At 66.1% G+C, this 20,741-nt stretch carries 18 protein-coding genes; 4 read left to right on the top strand and 14 right to left on the bottom strand.

Going from position 1 to position 20,741, the window contains the following annotated elements; genetic code table 11:
* Positions 1-10: 10 nt before the first annotated feature.
* The 7 genes from gsiB to CEK29_RS06315 form a co-directional block, all read right to left on the bottom strand.
* Positions 11-1,564, bottom strand: coding sequence for a glutathione ABC transporter substrate-binding protein GsiB (gene gsiB / locus CEK29_RS06345; protein WP_094798852.1), 1,554 nt, complete (start codon positions 1,562-1,564; stop codon positions 11-13).
* 99 nt (positions 1,565-1,663) lie between these two features.
* Positions 1,664-3,550 carry a dipeptide ABC transporter ATP-binding protein gene (locus tag CEK29_RS06340; protein WP_094798851.1) on the bottom strand — a complete coding sequence of 629 codons (1,887 nt, stop codon included), beginning with the start codon at positions 3,548-3,550 and terminating at the stop codon, positions 1,664-1,666.
* Between the two features lie 46 nt (positions 3,551-3,596).
* Entirely contained in the window at positions 3,597-4,577 is a 981-nt protein-coding gene (locus CEK29_RS06335; protein ID WP_094798850.1) for an isoaspartyl peptidase/L-asparaginase family protein, read from the bottom strand.
* Entirely contained in the window at positions 4,574-5,458 is an 885-nt protein-coding gene (locus CEK29_RS06330; protein WP_094857624.1) for a MurR/RpiR family transcriptional regulator, read from the bottom strand. Before CEK29_RS06330 ends, CEK29_RS06335 begins: the two co-directional genes overlap by 4 nt.
* 382 nt (positions 5,459-5,840) lie before the next feature.
* Complete coding sequence (locus CEK29_RS06325) at positions 5,841-6,494, bottom strand: CoA transferase subunit B (RefSeq protein ID WP_094798848.1); 654 nt, start codon at positions 6,492-6,494, stop codon at positions 5,841-5,843.
* 12 nt (positions 6,495-6,506) lie between these two features.
* On the bottom strand, positions 6,507-7,205 hold the full coding sequence (locus tag CEK29_RS06320) for a CoA transferase subunit A (protein WP_094798847.1): 699 nt from the start codon (positions 7,203-7,205) through the stop codon (positions 6,507-6,509).
* 105 nt (positions 7,206-7,310) lie between these two features.
* On the bottom strand, positions 7,311-7,820 hold the full coding sequence (locus CEK29_RS06315) for an acyl-CoA thioesterase (RefSeq protein WP_094798846.1): 510 nt from the start codon (positions 7,818-7,820) through the stop codon (positions 7,311-7,313).
* 138 nt (positions 7,821-7,958) lie between these two features.
* On the opposite strand from CEK29_RS06315, the gene CEK29_RS06310 reads away from it, so the two are divergent.
* The 3 genes from CEK29_RS06310 to CEK29_RS06300 all read left to right on the top strand — a co-directional run bounded on the left by CEK29_RS06310 (position 7,959) and on the right by CEK29_RS06300 (position 11,085).
* Positions 7,959-9,605 (top strand): electron transfer flavoprotein-ubiquinone oxidoreductase, encoded by a 1,647-nt coding sequence (locus tag CEK29_RS06310; RefSeq protein WP_170948387.1) that lies wholly within the window; start codon positions 7,959-7,961, stop codon positions 9,603-9,605.
* 117 nt (positions 9,606-9,722) lie between these two features.
* Positions 9,723-10,562: an NAD-dependent epimerase/dehydratase family protein gene (locus CEK29_RS06305; RefSeq protein WP_094857623.1), complete on the top strand. Its 840-nt coding sequence runs from the start codon at positions 9,723-9,725 to the stop codon at positions 10,560-10,562.
* 178 nt (positions 10,563-10,740) lie between these two features.
* Positions 10,741-11,085 carry an antibiotic biosynthesis monooxygenase family protein gene (locus tag CEK29_RS06300; RefSeq protein ID WP_094857622.1) on the top strand — a complete coding sequence of 115 codons (345 nt, stop codon included), beginning with the start codon at positions 10,741-10,743 and terminating at the stop codon, positions 11,083-11,085.
* A gap of 15 nt (positions 11,086-11,100) precedes the next feature.
* On the opposite strand, the gene ltaE is transcribed toward CEK29_RS06300, so the two are convergent.
* The 6 genes from ltaE to CEK29_RS06270 form a co-directional block, all read right to left on the bottom strand.
* On the bottom strand, positions 11,101-12,123 hold the full coding sequence (gene ltaE, locus CEK29_RS06295; RefSeq protein WP_094857621.1) for a low-specificity L-threonine aldolase: 1,023 nt from the start codon (positions 12,121-12,123) through the stop codon (positions 11,101-11,103).
* Positions 12,124-12,164: 41 nt separating this feature from the next.
* A complete protein-coding gene (locus CEK29_RS06290; RefSeq protein ID WP_094798841.1) occupies positions 12,165-13,040 on the bottom strand; it encodes a DMT family transporter in 876 nt (291 codons plus the stop codon).
* 120 nt (positions 13,041-13,160) lie between these two features.
* On the bottom strand, positions 13,161-15,140 hold the full coding sequence (acs, locus tag CEK29_RS06285) for an acetate--CoA ligase (RefSeq protein WP_094857620.1): 1,980 nt from the start codon (positions 15,138-15,140) through the stop codon (positions 13,161-13,163).
* Between the two features lie 217 nt (positions 15,141-15,357).
* Positions 15,358-16,590 (bottom strand): MFS transporter, encoded by a 1,233-nt coding sequence (locus CEK29_RS06280; RefSeq protein ID WP_170948391.1) that lies wholly within the window; start codon positions 16,588-16,590, stop codon positions 15,358-15,360.
* 89 nt (positions 16,591-16,679) lie between these two features.
* Positions 16,680-17,087 (bottom strand): GlcG/HbpS family heme-binding protein, encoded by a 408-nt coding sequence (locus CEK29_RS06275; protein ID WP_094798838.1) that lies wholly within the window; start codon positions 17,085-17,087, stop codon positions 16,680-16,682.
* Positions 17,084-18,973 carry a propionate--CoA ligase gene (locus CEK29_RS06270; protein ID WP_094798837.1) on the bottom strand — a complete coding sequence of 630 codons (1,890 nt, stop codon included), beginning with the start codon at positions 18,971-18,973 and terminating at the stop codon, positions 17,084-17,086. The genes CEK29_RS06275 and CEK29_RS06270 overlap by 4 nt, the downstream gene beginning before the upstream one ends.
* A 253-nt stretch (positions 18,974-19,226) precedes the next feature.
* Between CEK29_RS06270 and CEK29_RS06265 the strand changes: the two genes are divergently transcribed.
* The gene (locus CEK29_RS06265) at positions 19,227-19,901 is read left to right on the top strand and encodes a C40 family peptidase (RefSeq protein ID WP_094798836.1); all 675 of its coding nucleotides are present in this window, start codon (positions 19,227-19,229) and stop codon (positions 19,899-19,901) included.
* 464 nt (positions 19,902-20,365) lie between these two features.
* On the opposite strand, the gene CEK29_RS06260 is transcribed toward CEK29_RS06265, so the two are convergent.
* Complete coding sequence (locus CEK29_RS06260) at positions 20,366-20,707, bottom strand: DUF2325 domain-containing protein (protein WP_094798835.1); 342 nt, start codon at positions 20,705-20,707, stop codon at positions 20,366-20,368.
* Positions 20,708-20,741 lie beyond the last annotated feature (34 nt).

Here is a 20,741-nt window from a genome sequence, read left to right as displayed (position 1 = left end):
CCTTCTTGGTTTACTGCTTGAGGTCGATATCACCGAACCAGAACGAGGTGTCGGGTTCGACGTACACACCGCTCAGGTTCTTCGACTTCACGTACACGTTGTTCTGGGTCACCAGGAACGCCCACGGCGCGTCGTTCCAGATGGTTTCCTGAACGTTCTTGTAGATCTCGGCCTTCTTGGCGCGATCGGTCGTGGCCAGGGCTTCCTGGACACCCGCGTCGACCTTCTGGTTCGAGTAGTACGACACGTTGTTCAGCACGGGCGGGAAAGCGCCGGTCGTCAGCAGCGGACGCAGGCCCCAGTCGGCTTCACCGGTCGAGGACGACCAGCCGGCGTAGTACAGACGGACCTTCGCGTCTTCAGGCTTCTGCACCTGTTGAACGCGCTGCACGCGCTGACCCGATTCCAGCACTTCGACCGAGGTCTTGATGCCGACCTGTTGCAGCTGCTGCTGCAGGAACTGCACGACCTTGACCGAGGTGCCGTCGTTGTAGGCGGACCAGAGCTGGGTTTCGAAACCGTTGGGGTAACCGGCTTCCTTCAGCAGCTCGCGAGCCTTGGCGGGGTTGTGTTCCCACGGGCCGGTCTTGTGCGCGAAGTCCACGCCTTGCGGCACGACGCCGTCGACGACGGTGGCGTAGCCATTGAACGCGACCTTGGCCAGCGCCTGCTTGTTGATGGCGTAGTTGATGGCCTGACGCACACGCACGTCGTTGAACGGCTTGACCTGCGTGTTCATCGACAGGTAGCGGGCCATGATCGAGTTCTTGTGGTCGACCACGTCCAGCTTATCGTTCTTGGCCAGCACGGCGGCTTGCTCGAACGGCACCGGGAACGCGAAGTGCGCTTCACCGGTCTGCACCACGGCGGCGCGGGTGTTGTTGTCGGTCACGGTACGGAACGTGATCGTGTCGACCTTCGGCTTGCCCTGGTTCCAGTAGCCGGCGAACTTCTTGACCTTCAGGTACTCGGCGGGCTTCCATTCGACGAATTCGAACGGGCCGGTGCCGACCGGGTGAAAGCCGATGTCCTTGCCGTACTTCTTCAGCGCGGTGGGCGAAATCATCATGGCGGCCGGGTGGGCCAGCGCGTTGATGAAGGCCGAGAACGGCTTCTTCAGGGTGATCTTGACGGTCAGCGGATCCACCACGTCGATCTTCTCGATGACGCTGAACTGGATGTAGCGCGACAGACGATTGTCCGGGTTGGCCGGGCGATCGAAGTTGATCTTGACGGCTTCGGCGTTGAAGTCGGTGCCGTCCTGGAACTTCACGTTCGGGCGCAGCTTGAAGGTGTACTCCAGGCCGTTGTCGCTCACCGAGTAGTCGGTGGCCAGAACCTTCTGGATCTTCAGGTCTTTGTCGAACTCGAACAGGCCTTCGTAGTAGGACTTGCCCACCGCCTGGTTCAGCGTGCTGTTGGTGTTGTACGGATCGAGCGTTTCCAGCGCGATCGACACGGCAAACGTCACGTCCTTGCTGGCGTGAGCGAGAGGCGAGGCGAGGACGCCGAGGGCCAGCGCGGCGGCGGCCACCAGCTTGGTGGGGCGCAGTACTTTCATCATTGCGAACTCCTGATTCGAAAAGGAGAGGCGGTGGAAAAAACCGTAAGAGGCGCGGCCGGGGCCGCAACGCTCACGAGACAAAGAACGCGGACTGCTTTATCAGTACGCGCCGCCCACGGGGTGGCGCGCCACGAAATGATCCGGACCGACCTGCACCAGCGGCTGCACCACCGGTTCGTCGTCGAGCTTGCGGATCGGGCTCGGAATTTCATCGGACAACAAGGCGCGCTTGAGGTGACGGCGCGACGGATCGGCGATCGGCACCGCCGACATCAGCTTCTTGGTGTAAGGGTGCTGCGGGTTCTCGAAGATCGCGCGGCGCGGGCCGATCTCGACGATCTGGCCCAGATACATCACGGCCACGCGGTGGCTGATGCGTTCGACCACGGCCATGTCGTGCGAGATGAACAGGAACGAAATGCCCAGGTCGCGCTGCAGGTCGATCAGCAGGTTCACGATCTGCGCCTGGATCGACACGTCCAGCGCCGACACCGATTCGTCCGCGATCACGACCTTCGGATTGAGGGCGAGCGCGCGCGCGATGCAGATGCGCTGACGCTGGCCGCCCGAGAATTCGTGCGGGTAGCGCTGCGCCATTTCGGGCGCCAGACCGACGCGATCGAGCAGCTCGGCCACGCGCTGTTCGGCGGCCTTGCCCGTCGCCACGCCGTGCACCAGCAGCGGCTCCATGATGGAGAAGCCCACGGTCACGCGCGGATCGAGCGAGGCGAACGGATCCTGGAACACGAACTGGATGTCGCGGCGCAGCGATTGCAGCTCGCTGTTCTTCAGACGCACGATGTCGCGCCCGCCGAACTGGATCTCGCCGCCCTGGCTGTCGACCAGACGCAGCAGCGAGCGGCCCGTGGTCGACTTGCCGCAACCCGATTCGCCCACCAGCGAAAGCGTCTCGCCGGGGTAAAGATCGAAGCTCACCTTTTCGACGGCGTGGACCCGGCGCTGGACGCGACCGAGAATGCCGCCGCGCAGGTCGAAGCGCGTGACGAGGTCACGCACGCTCAGGATCGGATCCTTGCGATCGCGCGGCACTTCCTGGGTGCTGTCGGCGCCGGCTTCGGCCACCGGCTGGACCTTGCCTTCCACCTGCAGCAGCGGGAAGCGTGCCGGCAGATCGGTGCCGGTCATCGCACCCAGACGGGGCACGGCCGACAGCAGCGCCTTCGTGTAGGTGTGCTGGGGCGCTTCGAACACCTGGTCCGAGGGGCCCTCTTCGACCTTGTCACCGCGATACATCACCAGCACCCGGTCGGCCACTTCGGCCACCACGCCCATGTCGTGGGTGATGAACACCACGCCCATGTGCATTTCGTCCTGCAGCTGACGGATCAGTTGCAGGATCTGCGCCTGGATGGTCACGTCGAGCGCCGTGGTGGGCTCGTCGGCGATCAGCAGCGCGGGCTTGCAGGCAAGCGCCATGGCGATCATGACGCGCTGGCGCATGCCGCCCGACAGTTGGTGCGGGTAGCGATCGAGCACCGACTTCGCTTCGGGAATACGCACCTGCTCCAGCATGCGCAGGGCTTCGGCGCGCGCGGCGGCGGCATCCTTGCCCTGGTGCAGGCGGATCGTTTCAGCGATCTGGTCCCCGGCGGTGAACACCGGGTTCAGCGAGGTCATGGGCTCCTGGAAGATCATGGCCATGTCGGCGCCGCGCACATCGCGCATCGTGCGCTGCGACGAGTTCACGAGATCGATGACCTGGCCATTGCGGCGGCGCAGGTGCATCGAGCCCTGGGCCAGACGGCCACCGCCGTGCTCGACCAGACGCATGAGGGCCAGCGAGGTCACGGACTTGCCCGAACCCGATTCGCCCACGATGGCCAGGGTCTCGCCCCGATCGACGTGAAACGACAGATTGCGTACCGCTTCCACCGTACGTTCCGACGTCACGAAGCGCACCGTCAGGTCATCGACCTGGACCACGCGGTTATCCGGCAGCGCCAGGGGCTTTGCGCGATCAACCATATTCAATTCATTCCTAGTACTTGCTGGGTGCAAAACGCGCACCGTGTCATCGGTAAATGGCCACCTCGGGTTGTTGGCCCACTCGGCCAAAACCCCGGTACATGCCTTCGGTATTGAAGGGCAACGCAACGTTGCCCTGCGCGTCGACGGCCACCAGGCCGCCCTTGCCCTCGATCGTGGGCAGTTTTTCCATCACGACGCGGTCCGCGGCCTGCTCGAGGCTGGCGCCGGTGTACTCCATGAGGGCGGAGATGTCGTAGGCCGAGACCATGCGGATGAACATCTCGCCGGTGCCCGTGGTCGACACGGCGCAGGTGCGGTTGTTGGCGTAGGTGCCCGCGCCGATCAGCGGCGCGTCGCCGACCCGGCCGACCTGCTTGTTGGTGATGCCGCCCGTGGAGGTGGCCGCGGCCAGGTTGCCCTGCGCGTCGAGCGCGACGGCGCCCACCGTGCCGAACTTCTTGTCGCTGTCCAGCGGATCGGCCGGCGCGGGCTGGCCGCGCGCGACCAGTGCCTGACCGTCGTGATCCAGCACGGCCGCGTCGGGGTTCTCGCGTTGCACGCGCAGCAGCTGCTCGCGCCGGGCTTCGGTCGAGAAGTACGACGGATCGACGATCTCGAGGCCCTGCTCCGCCGCGTAATTTTCGGCGCCGGCGCCGACGAAGAACACGTGCTTGCTGTTCTCCATGACTTTGCGCGCGGCCAGCACGGGATTGCGCACGTTGCTGACGTTGGCGATGGCGCCCGAACGCAGCGTGGCGCCGTCCATGATGGCGGCGTCGAGCTCATGGGTGGCGGCGCTGGTGAACACGGCGCCATGGCCCGCGTTGAACAGCGGGCAATCCTCGAGCAGGCGCACGGCCTCGGTCACCGCATCCAGCGCGGAGCCTCCATCGGCCAGCACCTGCTGGCCGGCGGCCACGATGCGACGCAGCGCGTCCAGGTATTCCTGTTCTTTCTCGGGCGACATGGCGGCGCGAGCCATCGCGCCGGCACCACCGTGAATTGCGATCACGGGCGTAATCATCGTTTTCCTGCTCCTGCAACACCATGGATAAGCCAGGGCATGACCGACTGGGTCACGCCTGCGGCGGCTTCGATAGAGTCTTTGGCGCGATGCGCGACCGCGGCCGACAGGCCTTCGATCAGTCCGAGCGCGCCGGTTTCCGAGTTCGACAGCAACTGCCGGCTCGAATGTGCGTAGAGGGCCACCGTGGCACAGGGCGCCAGCGGCGAAGTGGGTTTGTCGGTCAGCACCAGCACCGGCACGCCGGCGCTCTGCGCGGCACGCGCCAGCGTCACGGTGTCGGCCAGATAGCGGGGGAAGCCGATCGCGATCACCAGATCGCGGTCCGTCATGCGCGACATCTGCCGGGCGGCGTGCGACACGCCGCCGGGGCCGGCCAACGATTCGACCGAGTGCAGATGCATGCACAGGCCGCGTTGCAGCAGGCCGGCCAGGAAGCCGCTCGCGCCAAAACCGATGATGAACACGCGCTCGGCGTCCATGACGGCCTGCACCGCGCGCTCGCACGCGCCGGCGTCCAGCGTCTGCAGCGTGCGCTGTGCGTTGCGGATGTCTTCTTCGAGCGTGGCCGCGAAGATCTGCACCGCGCTGGCCGAATGCGCCAGCTCGACCCGCAGCTTCTCCACGGGTTCCAGCGCCGACTCGAAGCCGCGCGCCAGTTCGGCACGAAACTGCGGGTAGCCGGGCAGATCCAGCGCCCGGGCGAAGCGATTGGCGCTCGCCACCGACACCCCGACCGCGGTCGCGAACTCGTCGATCGTCATGGTCGCCGCGCGGAACTGGTGCGCCAGCACGTATTCGGCCATCCGATGCTGGATGCGGCTGAAAGTCGGCTGGGCGCGCGCGATGCGTTCGGCGATCGGAGTAGCGGCCTGGGACATGGGACGAGGGAGGCGGGGTGGAACGTGCCGGGGGGCTAAAGCGTGGACGGGACGGCGGCCAGGGCCGTCGATGGGTGCAAACCGAATATGTAAATTTGTTTACCGGCGAATTTTAAGAAAGAAAATAAATTTTCAATATTTAGGGATTACCCTTGCGCCCATTTTGGTGCATACGCGCCTCCCAGCGAAGTCGCACCGTTTTGGTGCGCTCGCACCGCGGCATTACGTCCGCCTGGTGGACAAAACCAGCCGGACCCCGGTTTTTCCGTGGCGCGCAGCAAACAAAAACCCCGCCGGACGGCCGTCCTGGCGGGGTTCATGAAAACGCGCGGGGCGTTTTTGAAAACGCGGGAGACCGGGATTGCCGGCCTCCTGGTGCGGATCAGCGCACGGCGGAGACGTCGAGCTTGGCCGCCGTCTTGGCCTGGATCTCGTCGACCGTGACGCCGGGCGCCACTTCGATCAGCTTGAGGCCGTTGTCGGTGACTTCCATCACGCCGAGATCGGTAATGATGAGATTGACCACGCCCACGCCGGTGAGCGGCAGATTGCACTCGGGCAGCAGCTTGATGTCTTCGGTGCCGTCTTTTTTCTTGGCGATGTGCTCCATGAGCACCACGACCCGGCCCACGCCCGCCACCAGATCCATGGCGCCGCCCATGCCCTTGACCATCTTGCCCGGAATCATCCAGTTGGCGAGGTCGCCGCGTTCGGACACCTGCATGGCGCCGAGGATGGCGAGGTTGATCTTGCCGCCACGAATCATCGCGAACGAGTCGGCCGACGAGAAGATCGACGAGCCCGGCAGCGTGGTGACGGTCTGCTTGCCCGCGTTGATCAGGTCGGGATCGACCTCGTCGTCGGTGGGAAACGGGCCGATGCCCAGCAGGCCGTTTTCGGATTGGAGCCAGACTTCGACGCCCTTGGGCACGTGGTTGGCAACCAGGGTGGGCAGTCCGATGCCCAGGTTTACGTAAAAGCCGTCTTGCAGCTCGCGCGCGGCACGCGCGGCCATTTCATCGCGGGTCCATGCCATGACTGTTCTCCTTTAGGCCGGGCGAGTGGTGCGTTGCTCGATGCGCTTTTCGGGGTTCGTGTTGAGCACGATCCGATGCACATAGATGCCGGGCAGATGGACCTGATCGGGATCCAGCGTGCCGGTCTCAACGATTTCCTCGACCTCGACCACGGTCAGCTTGCCGGCCATGGCGACGTTGGGATTGAAGTTGCGGGCGGTCTTGCGGAACACCAGATTGCCGCTGCGGTCGGCGATGTGCGCCTTGACCAGCGACACGTCGGGCGCGAGCGAGCGCTCCATCACATATTGCTGGCCGTCGAACTCGCGGATTTCCTTGCCGTCGGCCACGATGGTGCCCACACCGGTGCGGGTGAAGAAGGCGGGAATGCCCGCGCCGCCGGCGCGCAGCTTTTCGGCCAGGGTGCCCTGCGGCGTGAACTCGAGCTCGAGCTCGCCTGACAGGAACTGGCGTTCGAATTCTTTGTTTTCGCCCACGTACGACGCGATCATCTTGCGGATCTGGCGCGTGGTGAGCAGCTGGCCCAGGCCGAAGCCGTCGACGCCTGCGTTGTTGCTGATGCAGGTGAGGTCTTTGACGCCCGAGTCGCGCAGCGCGGCGATCAATGCCTCGGGAATGCCGCACAGGCCGAAGCCCCCCACGGCGATCATCTGGCCATCTTTCACGATGCCTGCGAGCGCCTCTTGGGCACTTGCATATACCTTGTCCATCGCTCCAACTCCTGGTTGATGTGTGAAATCAATCGGCGGGAGGCCTGACGACGCGATGCGCCGCGCCCCCTCGATATTTTTGTGCTTTGCAGCGAATTCTACCGGCTAGCGCGATTGCTGCAAGCGCAGCTGGCCGCCGAGCTGCGCCAGCACCTCCGCGGGCCACGGCGCGGACCGATTGGCGGTGTAGTCCATCCAGACCAGCACATTGCGGCCGCGCGCGTACGGACCGGCGTCGTCACCGACCTTCTCGAGCGTGAGTTCGAATTCCATGCTCGAGCGGCCCAGACGTGCCAGCGTGTGCGTGACACGCACGGTGGCGGGGTACGTGAGGGGACGCAAAAAATCGCACGAGGCATGCGCGAGAATCGGCCCCTGCTCGGCCGGTAGCGTCAGGCCCGAGTCGTAGAGAATGCGCATGCGCGCCTCTTCCATCAAACGGAAGTAGAGCGTGTTGTTCAGATGATTGAGGGCGTCGGAATCGCCCCAGCGCAACGGCAGGTCGATCTGGTGGATCGCACCGACCGGCAGCGCGTGCTCCGAGGTCTGCGCGGCGGCCGCGGGCGACGCGCCCACGCCGGGTTGAGGGTTGAGACTGACATCTGCGCGGTCCATCGACCGGACTCCTTTCGTCGTCGCGGATTCGACCTCCGCGGCGTCGTCATATGCAAAAAAACAGCCTGTGTGCAGGCTGCAATACAATCATTGATAATAGCGCCAGCCAGACCAGGATACATAGAGGGGAATTTCGTAATGTCTGAACGCGAGTCGATGGAATACGACGTGGTGATTGTCGGCGGAGGTCCTGCCGGTCTCTCCACCGCCATCCGCCTGAAGCAGCTTGCCGCCGAGAAGAATCAAGAGATCGGTGTCTGCGTCCTGGAAAAAGGCGCGGCCATCGGCGCGCACATTCTGTCCGGCGCGGTCATGGACCCGAGCGCCCTGACCGAGCTGATCCCCGATTGGAAAGAAAAAGGCGCGCCGCTGAACGTGCCCGTCACCCAGGACAAGTTTTTGTTCCTGAGCGCGACCGGCGCGCGCAGCACCCCCGAGTGGATGCTGCCCGAGTGCTTCCACAACAAGGGCAATTACATCGTGCGCCTGGGCGATGTCGCCCAATGGATGGGCGAGCAGGCCGAAGCGCTGGGCGTCGACATCTTCCCGGGCTTTGCCGCCGCCGAGATTCTCTATGACGAGGCCGGCGCTGTCCGCGGCGTGGCCACCGGTGACATGGGCGTGGCCCGCGATGGCTCGCACACCGACCATTACCAGCCCGGCATGGAACTGCTGGCGCGCTACACCATCTTCGCCGAAGGCTCGCGCGGCCAGCTCGGCCGCCAGCTGATCGAACGCTTCAAGCTCGACGAAGGCCGCAACGCCCAGAGCTACGGCATCGGCATCAAAGAAATGTGGGAAGTCGATCCGGCGCAGGCGCGTCCCGGTCTGGTGGTGCATACCGCCGGCTGGCCGCTCGACGCCGACACCTACGGCGGCTCGTTCCTCTATCACCTCGACAACAACATCGTGGCGGTGGGCCTGATCGTCGGCCTCGATTACGCCAACCCGTGGCTGTCGCCGTTCGAAGAGTTCCAGCGCTACAAAACCCACCCCGCGATCCGCGGCACGTTCGAAGGCGGCAAGCGCATCGCCTACGGCGCGCGCGCCATCACGGCGGGCGGCCTGCTGGCGCTGCCCAAGCTCACCTTCCCCGGCGGCGCGATGGTCGGCTGTGAGGCCGGCTTCCTGAATGCATCGCGCATCAAGGGCAGCCACGCCGCGATCAAGTCGGGCATGCTGGCCGCCGAAGCCGCCTTCGACGCGATCGTCGCCGACCGCCGCCAGGACGAACTGGCCGCTTACCCGGCCGCGTTCGAAAGCTCGTGGCTGCACGCCGAACTGAACAAGGCGCGCAACTTCAAGCAGTGGTTCAAGAAGGGCCGCACCGTGGGCGTGCTCATGACCGGCATCGAACAGCTGCTGTTCAAGGGCAAGATGCCCTGGTCGCTGCGCAACAACAAGCCTGACCACGCCTGTCTGCAGCCCGCCTCGCAATGCGCGCGCATCGACTACCCGAAGCCGGATGGCAAGCTCACCTTCGATCGCCTGGGTTCGGTGTTCATCTCGAATACCAACCACGAAGAAAACGAGCCGATCCACCTGACGCTCAAGGACCCCACCATCCCGGTCGCGGTCAACCTGGCCACCTATGGCGGCCCCGAGGCCCGCTACTGTCCGGCCGGCGTGTACGAGTTCATCAAGGATGACCACGGCGCCGATCGTCTGCAGATCAACGCGCAGAACTGCGTGCACTGCAAGACCTGCGACATCAAGGATCCCAAGCAGAATATCGTCTGGGTCGCTCCGCAGGGCGGCGAAGGTCCGGTGTACAACGGCATGTGACGCGGGCGCTCGCGCCCACGTATCAGCGCCTGCCGGGTCAGCGATCCGGCAGGCGTTTTGTTTTCAGCGCCAGCAGCCTGCCCAGCGGGCGGCCTCGCCCTTATTTGGAGTGACGAAATGACTGAACGGATATTGCTGGCGGGTTGTGGCGATCTCGGCATGCGCGCGGCGCAGCGCCTGATCGCGCGCGGCGACGAGGTCTGGGCGCTGCGGCGCAACCCGCCGGCCGACGCACCCGCCGGCATCCGCTGGATCGCCGCAGACCTCGCCGACCCGGCCAGTCTCGCGCAGCTGCCGGAGGGCATCTCGCGCGTGGCCTACCTGCCCACGCCGGGCGGCCGCGAACCCGAGCGTTATCGCGCGGTGTTCATCGATGGCCTGGCCAATCTGCTGGCGGCGCTCGACGCCGCCGCGCTCGAGCGCGTGCTGTTCGTGTCGTCGAGCGCCGTCTACGGCGGCCATGATGGCGAATGGATCGACGAAACCACGCCCGAGGCGCCGCAGGGGTTCAACGGCCGCATCCTGCTCGAGGCCGAGACGTGGTTGCACGCGCAACCGTTCGAGACCGTATCGCTGCGCCTTTCCGGGCTGTACGGTCCCGGCCGCGTCCAGCTGCTGCAGCGCCTGCGAGCAGGCAGCGCGGCCGCGCCCCGCACACCGCCGCACTGGGCCAACCGGATTCACATCGACGACGCGGCCGCCGCGGTGGCGCATCTGCTGCACCTGCCGCAGGTGCAACCCTGCTACCTCGGTGCGGACGACACGCCGCTGCCACTCGACGTGCTCTATGCCCATCTCGCCCAGCTGCTCGGCGCCCCCGTTCCACCCGACGGCCCCCCGCCGGCCGGCGTGGGAAGCAAACGCATGAGCAACGCGCGCCTGCGCGCCTCCGGCCTGACGCTCGCGTGGCCCGATTCGCGCGAAGGCTATCGCGCGCTGATCGACGCGGGCGCCTGACGCGCCCTGCCCTGGCCTGGCGCCGCGGCACCCACCGGCGGGCTCGCCGGGTGTGGGCACGGCTCACGGCATCCACGCTTCGAGGCGCATCGAAGCGTGCGCCGGGGCGGCCGTCGATACTTGCGCTGATCCCGTGCGCCGGATCGTGCCCGCGCCATCCGCCTGACCTGGAGTTCCCATGATTGCCGTCATCTTCGAAGTCGTGCCCGCCGAGGGCCAGCGCGACACCTACCTCGACATCGCCGCCGGGCTGGTGCCTCATCTGCGTGAGATGGACGGCTTCATTTCGGTGGAGCGCTTTCAGAGCCTGAGCACGCAGGGAAAGATCCTGTCGCTCTCGTTCTGGCGCGACGAGGCCGCCGTGCAGGCCTGGCGCAATCGCGCCGAACATCGCGCGGCGCAGGCCGCGGGGCGGTCCGGTGTATTTGCCGACTACCGGCTGCGCATTGCGAGCGTGATCCGCGACTACGGGATGGAGGCGCGTGAGCAGGCGCCGGCCGACAGCCGCGCCGCTCACGCCTGAACCTGCTCTTGCCGGTCAGCGCCCGGCGGTCGAGCAATAATCGGCCACGGCGCGCACCACGCGGCGGATGTCGTCCGCGCTCACGTCCAGGTGCGTGACGAGCCGGGTCGGGCCGCCGTAGACCGCCCGCATTTTGATCCCCTGCCCGTCCAGCGCCGCCTGCAGGCCCTCGCAACGTGCAGGCTCGAACTCGACGAACACCATGTTGGTCTGCTGCGAGACCACGCGCACGCCGTCTATCGCACCCAGGCCTTCGGCCAGGGCCGCGGCATTGGCATGATCGTCGGCCAGACGCGCCACGTGATGGTCCAAGGCGTAATGGCACGCGGCGGCCAGCATGCCGGCCTGCCGCATCCCGCCACCCACGACCTTGCGCCAACGGCGCGCCTGCGCGATCAGCTCGCGGCTGCCTACAAGTACCGACCCGACCGGCGCGCCCAGCCCCTTGGAAAAGCAGATCGAGACGCTGTCGAAGGGTTCGCACAGGGTGCGCAGGTCCAGGCCGGTGGCCACCGAGGCGTTCAACACGCGCGCGCCGTCGAGGTGCACGCCCAGACCATGTTCGCGCGCGAACGCGGCCGCACGCACAATGTAGTCCTGCGGGATCACCTTGCCGTGAAAGGTATTCTCCAGCGCCAGCAGGCGGGTGCGCGCGTAGTGCGGATCGCCCACCGGCTTGATGGCGGCGGCCAGCTTCTCGAGCGGCAGCGTGCCGTCGGCGGCGTGCTCGATGGGCTGCGGCTGAATGCTACCCAGCACGGCGGCGCCGCCGCCTTCGTATTTGTAGGTGTGCGCGAGCTGGCCCACCAGGTATTCGTCGCCGCGGCCGCAATGCGCCATGAGGCCCACCAGGTTGCTCTGGGTGCCGGACGGGCAGTACAGGCCGGCCTCTTTGCCGGCGCGCTCGGCGACCGCCGCCTCGAGATCGCGCACACTCGGATCATCGCCCATCACGTCATCGCCCACCGGCGCGTTCAGCATGGCCTCGCGCATGGCGGCGGTCGGGCGGGTCACGGTGTCACTGCGTAAGTCGATCATCGTCGTTCCTTGTCGAATCTGTTGCCAGTCAAAAGCCGGCGTCAGGCGCGAGCCGCTCGGCTCACGACCAGAATACCGGTCAGGATGAGTGCCATGCCGCCCAACTCGGCGCCATGGGGTTGTTCATGCAGGATCAGCCAGGCGAGCAGCATCGCCACGACAGGCACGCCCAGGCTGGACAGGCCCGCCACCGACGCCGGCAGCCGCCGCACGACCGCCAGCCACAGCAGCCACGCCAGCGCCGAGGCCACGAGCACGATATAGCTCATGCCGGTCCAGAGCTGCCAGCCCCACTGCGCTTCGATCTGCGGCACGAGCCAGGCCACCGGCGTGATCGCCAGACCGCCGATCAGCATCTGCCATGCGGTGAACGTGATGATATCGGGCCGATGCGTCTCGAACATGCGCTTGGACAATACCGTACCCAGGCCCCAGCAGAAACCGCTGGCCACGCCCAGCAGCACGGTGCCGAGGTCGCCCATGCCCGCCCAGGGCTGCACGAACAGCACCAGGCCGGCGCCGGCCAGCGCGATGCCCGCCCAATGACGCCAGCCGGGGCGCTCGCCCAGAATGGCCCAGGCCAGCAGCACCACCCAGAACGGCATCGTGTAGGCCATGAGCGAGACCTTGCCGACGCCGCCCGTTACCAGCGCCGTCTGGACGAAGCCCTGAAAGGCCGCGGTCTGGCTCAGGCCGACCGCGAGCGTGAGCTTCCAGGGTGGCATGGCGAGCGGGCGGCCGGTGCACACCAGCACCACGAACAGCACGGCCGCGCCGCTGAGATATCTCACCACCACGAAATCGTAGGGGCCGATATACGGCACGACGAGCTTCATGGCGATCCAGCTGCCCGCCCACACCAGGACGGTGCTCAACATCAGAGCCAGCCCCGTACGGTCAAATCCCCCGCGATTCACACCCTGCCCCCCACAAAAAATATCGCAAAAAAAAACCTGCACGGAGATTCCGTGCAGGTTTTGCATTATGCGCCTGTCGCGGTGCGCCAGCCGAACAGGGGCGGGCGCGACAGGTTGCGTTTACAACGATTTGGCGAGCTGTTCGAGGATCGCGGGGTTTTCGAGCGTGGACACGTCCTGGGTGACCTCTTCGCCCTTGGCGACCACGCGCAGCAGGCGGCGCATGATCTTGCCCGACCGGGTCTTGGGCAGGTTGTCGCCGAAGCGGATGTCCTTGGGCTTGGCGATCGGGCCGATCTCCTTGGCCACGTGATCGCGCAGCAGCTTGGCGATCTGCTGCGCCTCTTCGCCCTCGGGACGCGCGCGCTTGAGCACCACGAAGGCGACCACCGCCTCGCCGGTGGTGTCGTCGGGGCGGCCCACCACGGCCGCCTCGGCCACCAGCTCGTGCGCCACCAGCGCCGACTCCACCTCCATCGTGCCCAGGCGATGGCCCGAGACGTTGAGGACGTCGTCGATGCGGCCCATGATCCAGAAGTAGCCGTCGGCGTCGCGCTGCGCGCCATCGCCCGCGAGGTAATAACCGCGCAGCTCGGGCGGGAAGTAGCTCTTCTTGAAGCGCTCCGGATCGCCCCAGATGGTGCGGATCATGGCGGGCCAGGGCCGCTTGATCACCAGGAAGCCGCCATTGCCCTGCTCGACGTCGCCGCCGGTCTCGTCGACAATCGCCGCGGTGATCCCCGGCAGTGGCAGCGTGCACGAACCCGGCTTGAGCGGCGTGGCGCCCGGCAGCGGCGTGATCATGTGGCCGCCGGTCTCGGTCTGCCACCAGGTATCCACGATCGGGCAGCGTTCGCGGCCGACGTTCTTGTGATACCAGATCCAGGCTTCGGGATTGATCGGTTCGCCGACCGTGCCGATGATGCGCAGCGAATCGAGCGCGTAGTTCTTCGGATGGGTGGCCGGCGTGGCTTCGGCAGCCTTGATGAGCGACCGGATGGCCGTGGGCGCGGTGTAGAACACCGACACCTTGTGGCGCGCGATCATGTCCCAGAAGCGACCGGCGTCCGGATAGGTGGGCACGCCTTCGAACACGACCTGGGTCAGGCCGGCGGCCAGCGGACCATAGGTGATGTAGGTGTGGCCCGTGATCCAGCCCACGTCGGCCGTGCACCAGTACACGTCGTCGGCGCGCGCATCGAAGGTCCATTTGACCGTGAGCAGCGACCACAGCAGATAGCCGGCGGAGGCGTGCTGCACGCCCTTGGGCTTGCCGGTGGAACCCGACGTGTAGAGGATGAAGAGCGGATGCTCGGCTTCGACCGGCACCGGTTCGCAGGTATCGGCCTGGCCGGATTCGACGTCGTGCATCCACAGGTCGCGGCCCTCGGTCCAGGCGACCTTGCCACCGGTGCGGCGGTAGACCACGACCTGCTTCACGGCCTCGCAGCCGCCCATCGCGAAGGCATCCTCGACGGCGGGCTTGAGCGGGATCGTCTTGCCGCCGCGCACCTGCTCATCGGCGGTGATGACGAGCGAGGCGCCCACGTCGACGATGCGCTCCTGCAGGCTCTTGGCCGAGAAGCCGCCGAACACGACCGAGTGCGTCACGCCCAGGCGGGCACATGCCTGCATCGCGACGACCGCCTCGATGGACATCGGCATGTAGATGATGGCGCGGTCGCCCTTCTTGTAGCCGAGCGACTTCAGCCCATTGGCGAAGCGGCACACCCGCGCCAGCAATTCGCGGTAGCTGACCTTGACGCTCTTGCCATCGTCGGACTCGAAGATGATGGCGGTCTTCTCGGCGTTGCCGTTGGTCAGGTGCACGTCGAGGCAGTTGGCCGAGACGTTGAGCTCGCCGTCGCCGAACCAGCGGTAGAACGGCGCGTTGCTCTCATCGAGCACCTGGGTGAACGGCTTGGTCCATTGCAGGTTCTCGCGCGCATGGCGCGACCAGAACCCGTCGAAATCTTGTTCGGCTTCCTGGCAGAGGGCGCGGTAGGCCTCCATGCCGGAAATCGCAGCGCCTTTGACGGCCTGCTCGGGCGGCGGAAACACGCGGGTTTCGACCAGCACGGATTGGATGGCATTCGACATGGTTTTGTCTCCGAATAGTGATTTTGGTGCTGCCGTTTTTGCCGACACGCAACCGTATCGCCATGCTCTTACTGGCACCTTACGCTCTCGCCGCGACGCAGCGCAGCAAAAAACAAGTGCCGCATGGTGGGCCAAGTCACTAGGATAGCAGCCGTGCCTCACCGCTGCTTGAACGGCCCGGCGCGTTGCACACCGGGCCGCGAACGCGATACGCGTTTCAGGTCGCCGACGCGTGACGCCGCGCGAGACCGCGAGCGACATCCACGCGCGACAGCAGCAACAGGCCGCCCACGAAGAAGAGCCCGGTGATCAGGATGGCCAGACGATGATTGCCCACGGTGACCCAGGTGACCAGGCCATAGGTGAGCGGCCCCACGACAGCGGCCAGCTGAATGGCGAAGGTCCAGAGCGCGAAGAACTCGGCGAGGCGGCCTTCGGGCGCCAGCGCGCCGGTCATGGCGCGCCCGGCGCTCTGGCTCGTGCCCATGCACAAGCCCGCAAGCACGGCGGCCACCCAGAACACGGCAACGGTGACGGCGAGATACGCGACGATCACCATCACGATCCAGCCGACAAGCGTGATCGCCAGCGCCCGCTTGTGGCCGATGCGATCCTGCACATAACCGAAGCTGAAGGCACCGAGCGCCGCGCCGATGTTGACGGTGAACACCAGCATCATGATCTGCGGCATCGTGAAGCCCATGACCTGCTCCGCATACACGGCGGCCAGCGTCACGACCACGGCAATACCCGCCTGATAGCAGGCGCCGCACAACAACAGGCCGCGAAACTCGGGATAGTGTTCGCCGGTTTCGCGCCACGAGCGCGCCAGACGGCCCAGCATATTGGGCGCCTGCAGCGTGGCCGCGTGGGGCACGGCCCGCTCCCGCAGGAAGAAGAAAGAGGGCAATGCCGACAGGCCGAACATCACCGCGGTGATCACGATCACCCACGGCACGTAATCGGTGGCGCCCAGACCGCGCGCTTCGCCCCACATGACCAGCGCCAGCGACAGGCCGAGCGTGAGCATGCCGCCGCAATAGCCGAAGCTCCAGCCCCAGCCGGACACCCGGCCCAGCGCATGGGGACGCGCCAGCTCGGGCAGGAACGCGGCTATCACCGATTCGCCGACGCAGTAGCAGTAATTGGAGATGGCGATCGCGGCCAGCGCCAGCCACACGTCGCCCGGCCCGGCCTGGGTCAGGACCAGCGTGGCCAGGACGCAGCCCAGCGTGCTGGTGTAGAGCAGCCTGCGCTTGGACGCGCGCGCATCGGCGCGGGCGCCCAGCGTGGGCATGGTCAGCATGATGGCCAGATAGGAGACGGACAGCGCCGCGGTCCAGGCCAGCGTGGCCCAGGGCGCCCGGCCCCCCACCACGCTGACGAAATAGGTGCTGAACACCGTCGTGAGAATGACGGTGGTGTAGCCGGAATTGGCGAAGTCGTACATCGCCCAGGCCCAGACCTCGCGGCGCGTTACGCCGGGGTTGAGCGCGCTGCCCGCGCGGGGCAGCGCCTCACTCGCGCCGGTGGTTGGGCTCACAAACCGATCGCCGCGATGCCCGCACGGGCGATTTCAGCGTCTTCGGTGGACTTGACGCCCGACACACCGACCGCGCCGAGGGTCTCGCCATTGGCCTGAATCGGCACGCCGCCTTCGAGCATGCCTTCGATCGACGGGGCGGACAGGAACGAGTAACGGCCGTTGTTGATGATTTCTTCGTAGATGCGCGACTCGCGGCGGCCGAGTGCCGCGGTGCGGGCCTTGGCCGGTGCGATGTGCGAGGAAATCGGCGCCGCGCCATCACCGCGCAGCATGCCCAGCAGGTGGCCGCCATCGTCGACCACGGCGATGGAGACCGCCCATTTGTTGGCCAGCGCATGCGCTTCGGCGGCCGCGAGGATCTTCTTGACGTCTTCCGCGACCAGCACGGGTTTGGTTTTCATTGCAGCGATTCCTTGATGTGTTCGAGGGCGACAGGATCTTCGATGGTGGTGAGATCGCCGGGATCGCGGCCTTCGCAGACCGCCACGATCGCGCGCCGCAGCACCTTGCCGGAACGTGTCTTGGGCAAGGCCCCCACGAACCGGATCCGGGCCGGCCGCGCCACCGCGCCGAGCTGATCTTCCACCAGCCGCATGATATCGCCTTCCAGCGCGGTGGCACGGTCCTGGCCCTCCGCCTGCTCGGGCGACTTTAGCACCACGAATGCCATCGCGACCTGCCCTTTCAAACTATCGGACACACCCACGACGGCGCATTCCGCCACGCCCGTATGGCTGTTGATCGACTCCTCGATCTCGCGCGTTCCGAGGCGGTGCCCGGCCACGTTGATCACGTCGTCGGTGCGTCCGAGAATGAACCAGTACCCGTCGGCGTCGACCCGCCCCCAATCGAAGGTGGAATACAGCTGGCGGCCCGGCACCGACGTGAAGTAGGTCTGCACGAAACGCTCGTCGTCGCCCCAGATCGTGCTCATCGCGCCCGGCGGCAGCGGCGGCACGATGGCCACCACCCCTTTCTCGTCGGGCCCCAGGTCGCGACCGTCCGTCTCGCTCACGATGCGCACATCGAAGCCGTACACCGGGAACGACGGACTGCCGAAGCGCGTGGGCACGCGCTCCACGCCGGGTTGCGCGGACAGGATCGGCCAGCCCGACTCGGTCTGCCAGTAGTTGTCGATGATGGGCTTGCCCAGGCCCTGCGAGATCCACTCGGCGGTCGGCTCGTCGAGCGGCTCGCCGGCCAGATACACGGCGCGCAGCGAGGACAGGTCGTACTGCTTGAGTAGCGCGGGGTCCTGGCGCTTGAGCACCCGCACCGCGGTCGGGGCCGAAAAAAGCGTATTGACGCGATAGCGCTCGACCAGCCGCCACAGAATGCCGCCATCCGGACGCACCGGCGTGCCTTCATAGAGCAAGGTGGCCTGCCCGCCGATCAGCGGGCCGTAGACGATGTACGAGTGACCGACCACCCAGCCGATGTCGCTGGTGCAGAAGTAGGTGTCGCCCGGCGCGCCGTCGAACAGGTATTCCATCGAGGCGGCCAGCGCCACGGCATAGCCGCCCGTGTCGCGTTGCACGCCTTTGGGCCGGCCGGTGGTGCCGGAGGTGTACAGGATATAGCTCGGCGCGGACGATTCGAGCCAGGTGACGGGCACGCGCGCCCCCTCGTGGCGCGCACGCAGCGTCGCGTAATCGAGGTCGCGCTCGGGCTGCCGCTCGACCTCCACCAGCCCCCGGTCGAACATCACCACATGCGCGGGCGGGCTCTTGGCCAGTGCGAGCGCCCGGTCCAGCAGCGGTTTGTAGGCCACCACCTTGCCGCCGCGCGAGCCGCCGTCGGTGCACACCACCACCTTGGGCGCCGCGTCGTCGATGCGCTGCGCCAGATTGACCGACGCGAAGCCCCCGAACACCACGGAATGCACGGCGCCGATGCGCGCACACGCCAGCATCGTGAAGACGGCCTGCGGCACCATCGGCATGTACAGCAGCACGCGATCGCCCTCGCCCACCCCCAGCGACTGCAGCATCGCCGCGACCGCGTTGACCTCCTCGAACAGCTGCTGGCGCGTGTAGGTCCGCTGCTGGTCGACCTCCGTCGACTCCCAGATGAGTGCCGGGCGGTCGGCCTGCTGGGGCAACCAGCGATCGACCGCGTTGTAGCAGAGATTGGTACGTCCCCCAACGAACCACTTGGCGAAGGGCGGCCGGGAAAAGTCCAGAACCTCGTCGAAAGGTTTCTCCCAGTGAATCCGTTCCGCTTCCTCGCGCCAAAAATTGTTACTATCCTGAATAGAACGGTAATGGAAATCCCGGGTTCTCTTCATTGCAGTCTCCTGGTATGGTCCGTTAGCTCTCGGGCAACTCGGTTTTACCTCTGGGGATTCTCAGCGCAAAAGCTTGCATGAGGCTTGCCCCGGGACCCCGGGGATTCCCCGAGGTCCGTCTGACGATTCCGCTAAAAAGCGCACCGAAAGGGTGCTTTTTGCCATCCTATCGTCACGATAGGTTTGGTAAACTCCTTGAAAATTTTTCTTTCACTCCAGGGAACTGTCCCCGACATCCCTGGTTACGGCGAGCATGCATCGACACTCCACCCTCGCGCTACCTGACATCCTCTCCCGCCACGCGCAGCGTAGCTTGCGTCTGCTGGCGGCCGCATGTTGTGTAGCCGGGCTCGTGGGTTGTGCCGGCACCGCATCGAATAAAACGAACTCGTTCGCGTACAGCTCCGAGATCGATCCCTACGAAACCGACTGGGTGGCCACGGCCGACGATCCGATCGGCCTGCTCGTCACGCACAAGCTCAAGCGCGAACGCCAACGCGAAGTCCAGGCGCCGTTCGGCACCGACAGCGTGCTCGTGGCCGAAGCCCTCAATCAGCTGGGTGTGCGCTATCGCTTCGGCGGCAACACGCCCGACACCGGCTTCGATTGCAGCGGCTTCGTGGTCTGGTCGGTCGAGCGCTCGCTGGGCGTGAAGCTGCCGCGCAACTCCGCCGAGATGGCCCGCACGTCGACCAGCATCGACAAAAAAGAGCTGCGCCCGGGCGACCTGGTGTTCTTCAACACACTCGGCCGTCGCTACTCGCACGTGGGCATCTACATGGGCGACGACCGCTTCGTGCACTCGCCCAGCGCCGGCGGCGTGGTCCGCGTCGAAAACATGACCATGGCCTACTGGTCCAAGCGCTACAACGGCGCCCGCCGGATCGACGGCGCCCTGCTCGCCTCCGCCCGCGCCTCGCGCAACTGAGGCACAGCACGCCCCACAAAAAAGCGCCCTCGAGGCGCTTTTTTGTCGCTGGGCCGTCCCAAGACAAAAACGGCCCCCTCGGGGGGCAGCAAGCCGAAGGCGCCGCATGGGGGCGTTCTGCTGTCGCTGGGCCGTCCCAAGACAAAACGGCCCCCTCGGGGGGCAGCAAGCCGAAGGCGCCGCGTGGGGGCGTTCTGCTGTCGCTGGGCCGTCCCAAGACAAAACGGCATCCCACAACAAAAAAGGCATCGCCGGAATCTTCCGGCGATGCCCCAAAAAGACGGCTGACTCAGCCGCCGCTTCAGCTCACGGCGTCCGCCGCGAGGGCGGGCGCCGCGTGCGGCCCGGCAAGGGGCGCGCACTGAGCGACGTACTGGCCTTCCGGCGGCAAAAGAGGATAAGACGACGAGGCGGTGGATGCGGCGCGGTGCGCGCGCTCCCCCGATGGGGCTGCGCCCCGGCGATCAGTTCGGCTTGCCCTTGTTGGGGCAGTTCGCGCTGTTGGCGCACAGTCCGCATTGCTGCAGCGCCTGCTGCATGCTGCAGACCGAGCGTCGACAAGCGACGACGCGAATGCCGCCGCGCTGGGCCGCATTGCGGAAGGTCTTCATGACGTTATGGCCGAGGAAATCGGTCAGCAGAATGACCAGTTGCGTGCCCGAAGGCAGCTGCAGGGTCTTCTTCTGGTGCGACGGGTCGCGGCCGCTGATGTGATGCGTGATCGAAATGTTGTGCCCCCGGAGCAAATCCGGGATGTTGCCTAGCCTGTCGGCACCCACCACTACTGCGCTGAGCCCTGCGACCATGATGAACCTCGTCCGTCGTTGAATTGGAATTAAT

This window comes from Bordetella genomosp. 5 (assembly GCF_002261475.1).
Taxonomy (GTDB): Bacteria; Pseudomonadota; Gammaproteobacteria; order Burkholderiales; family Burkholderiaceae_B; genus Bordetella.
This window is presented reverse-complemented; position numbering and strand designations above follow the sequence as displayed.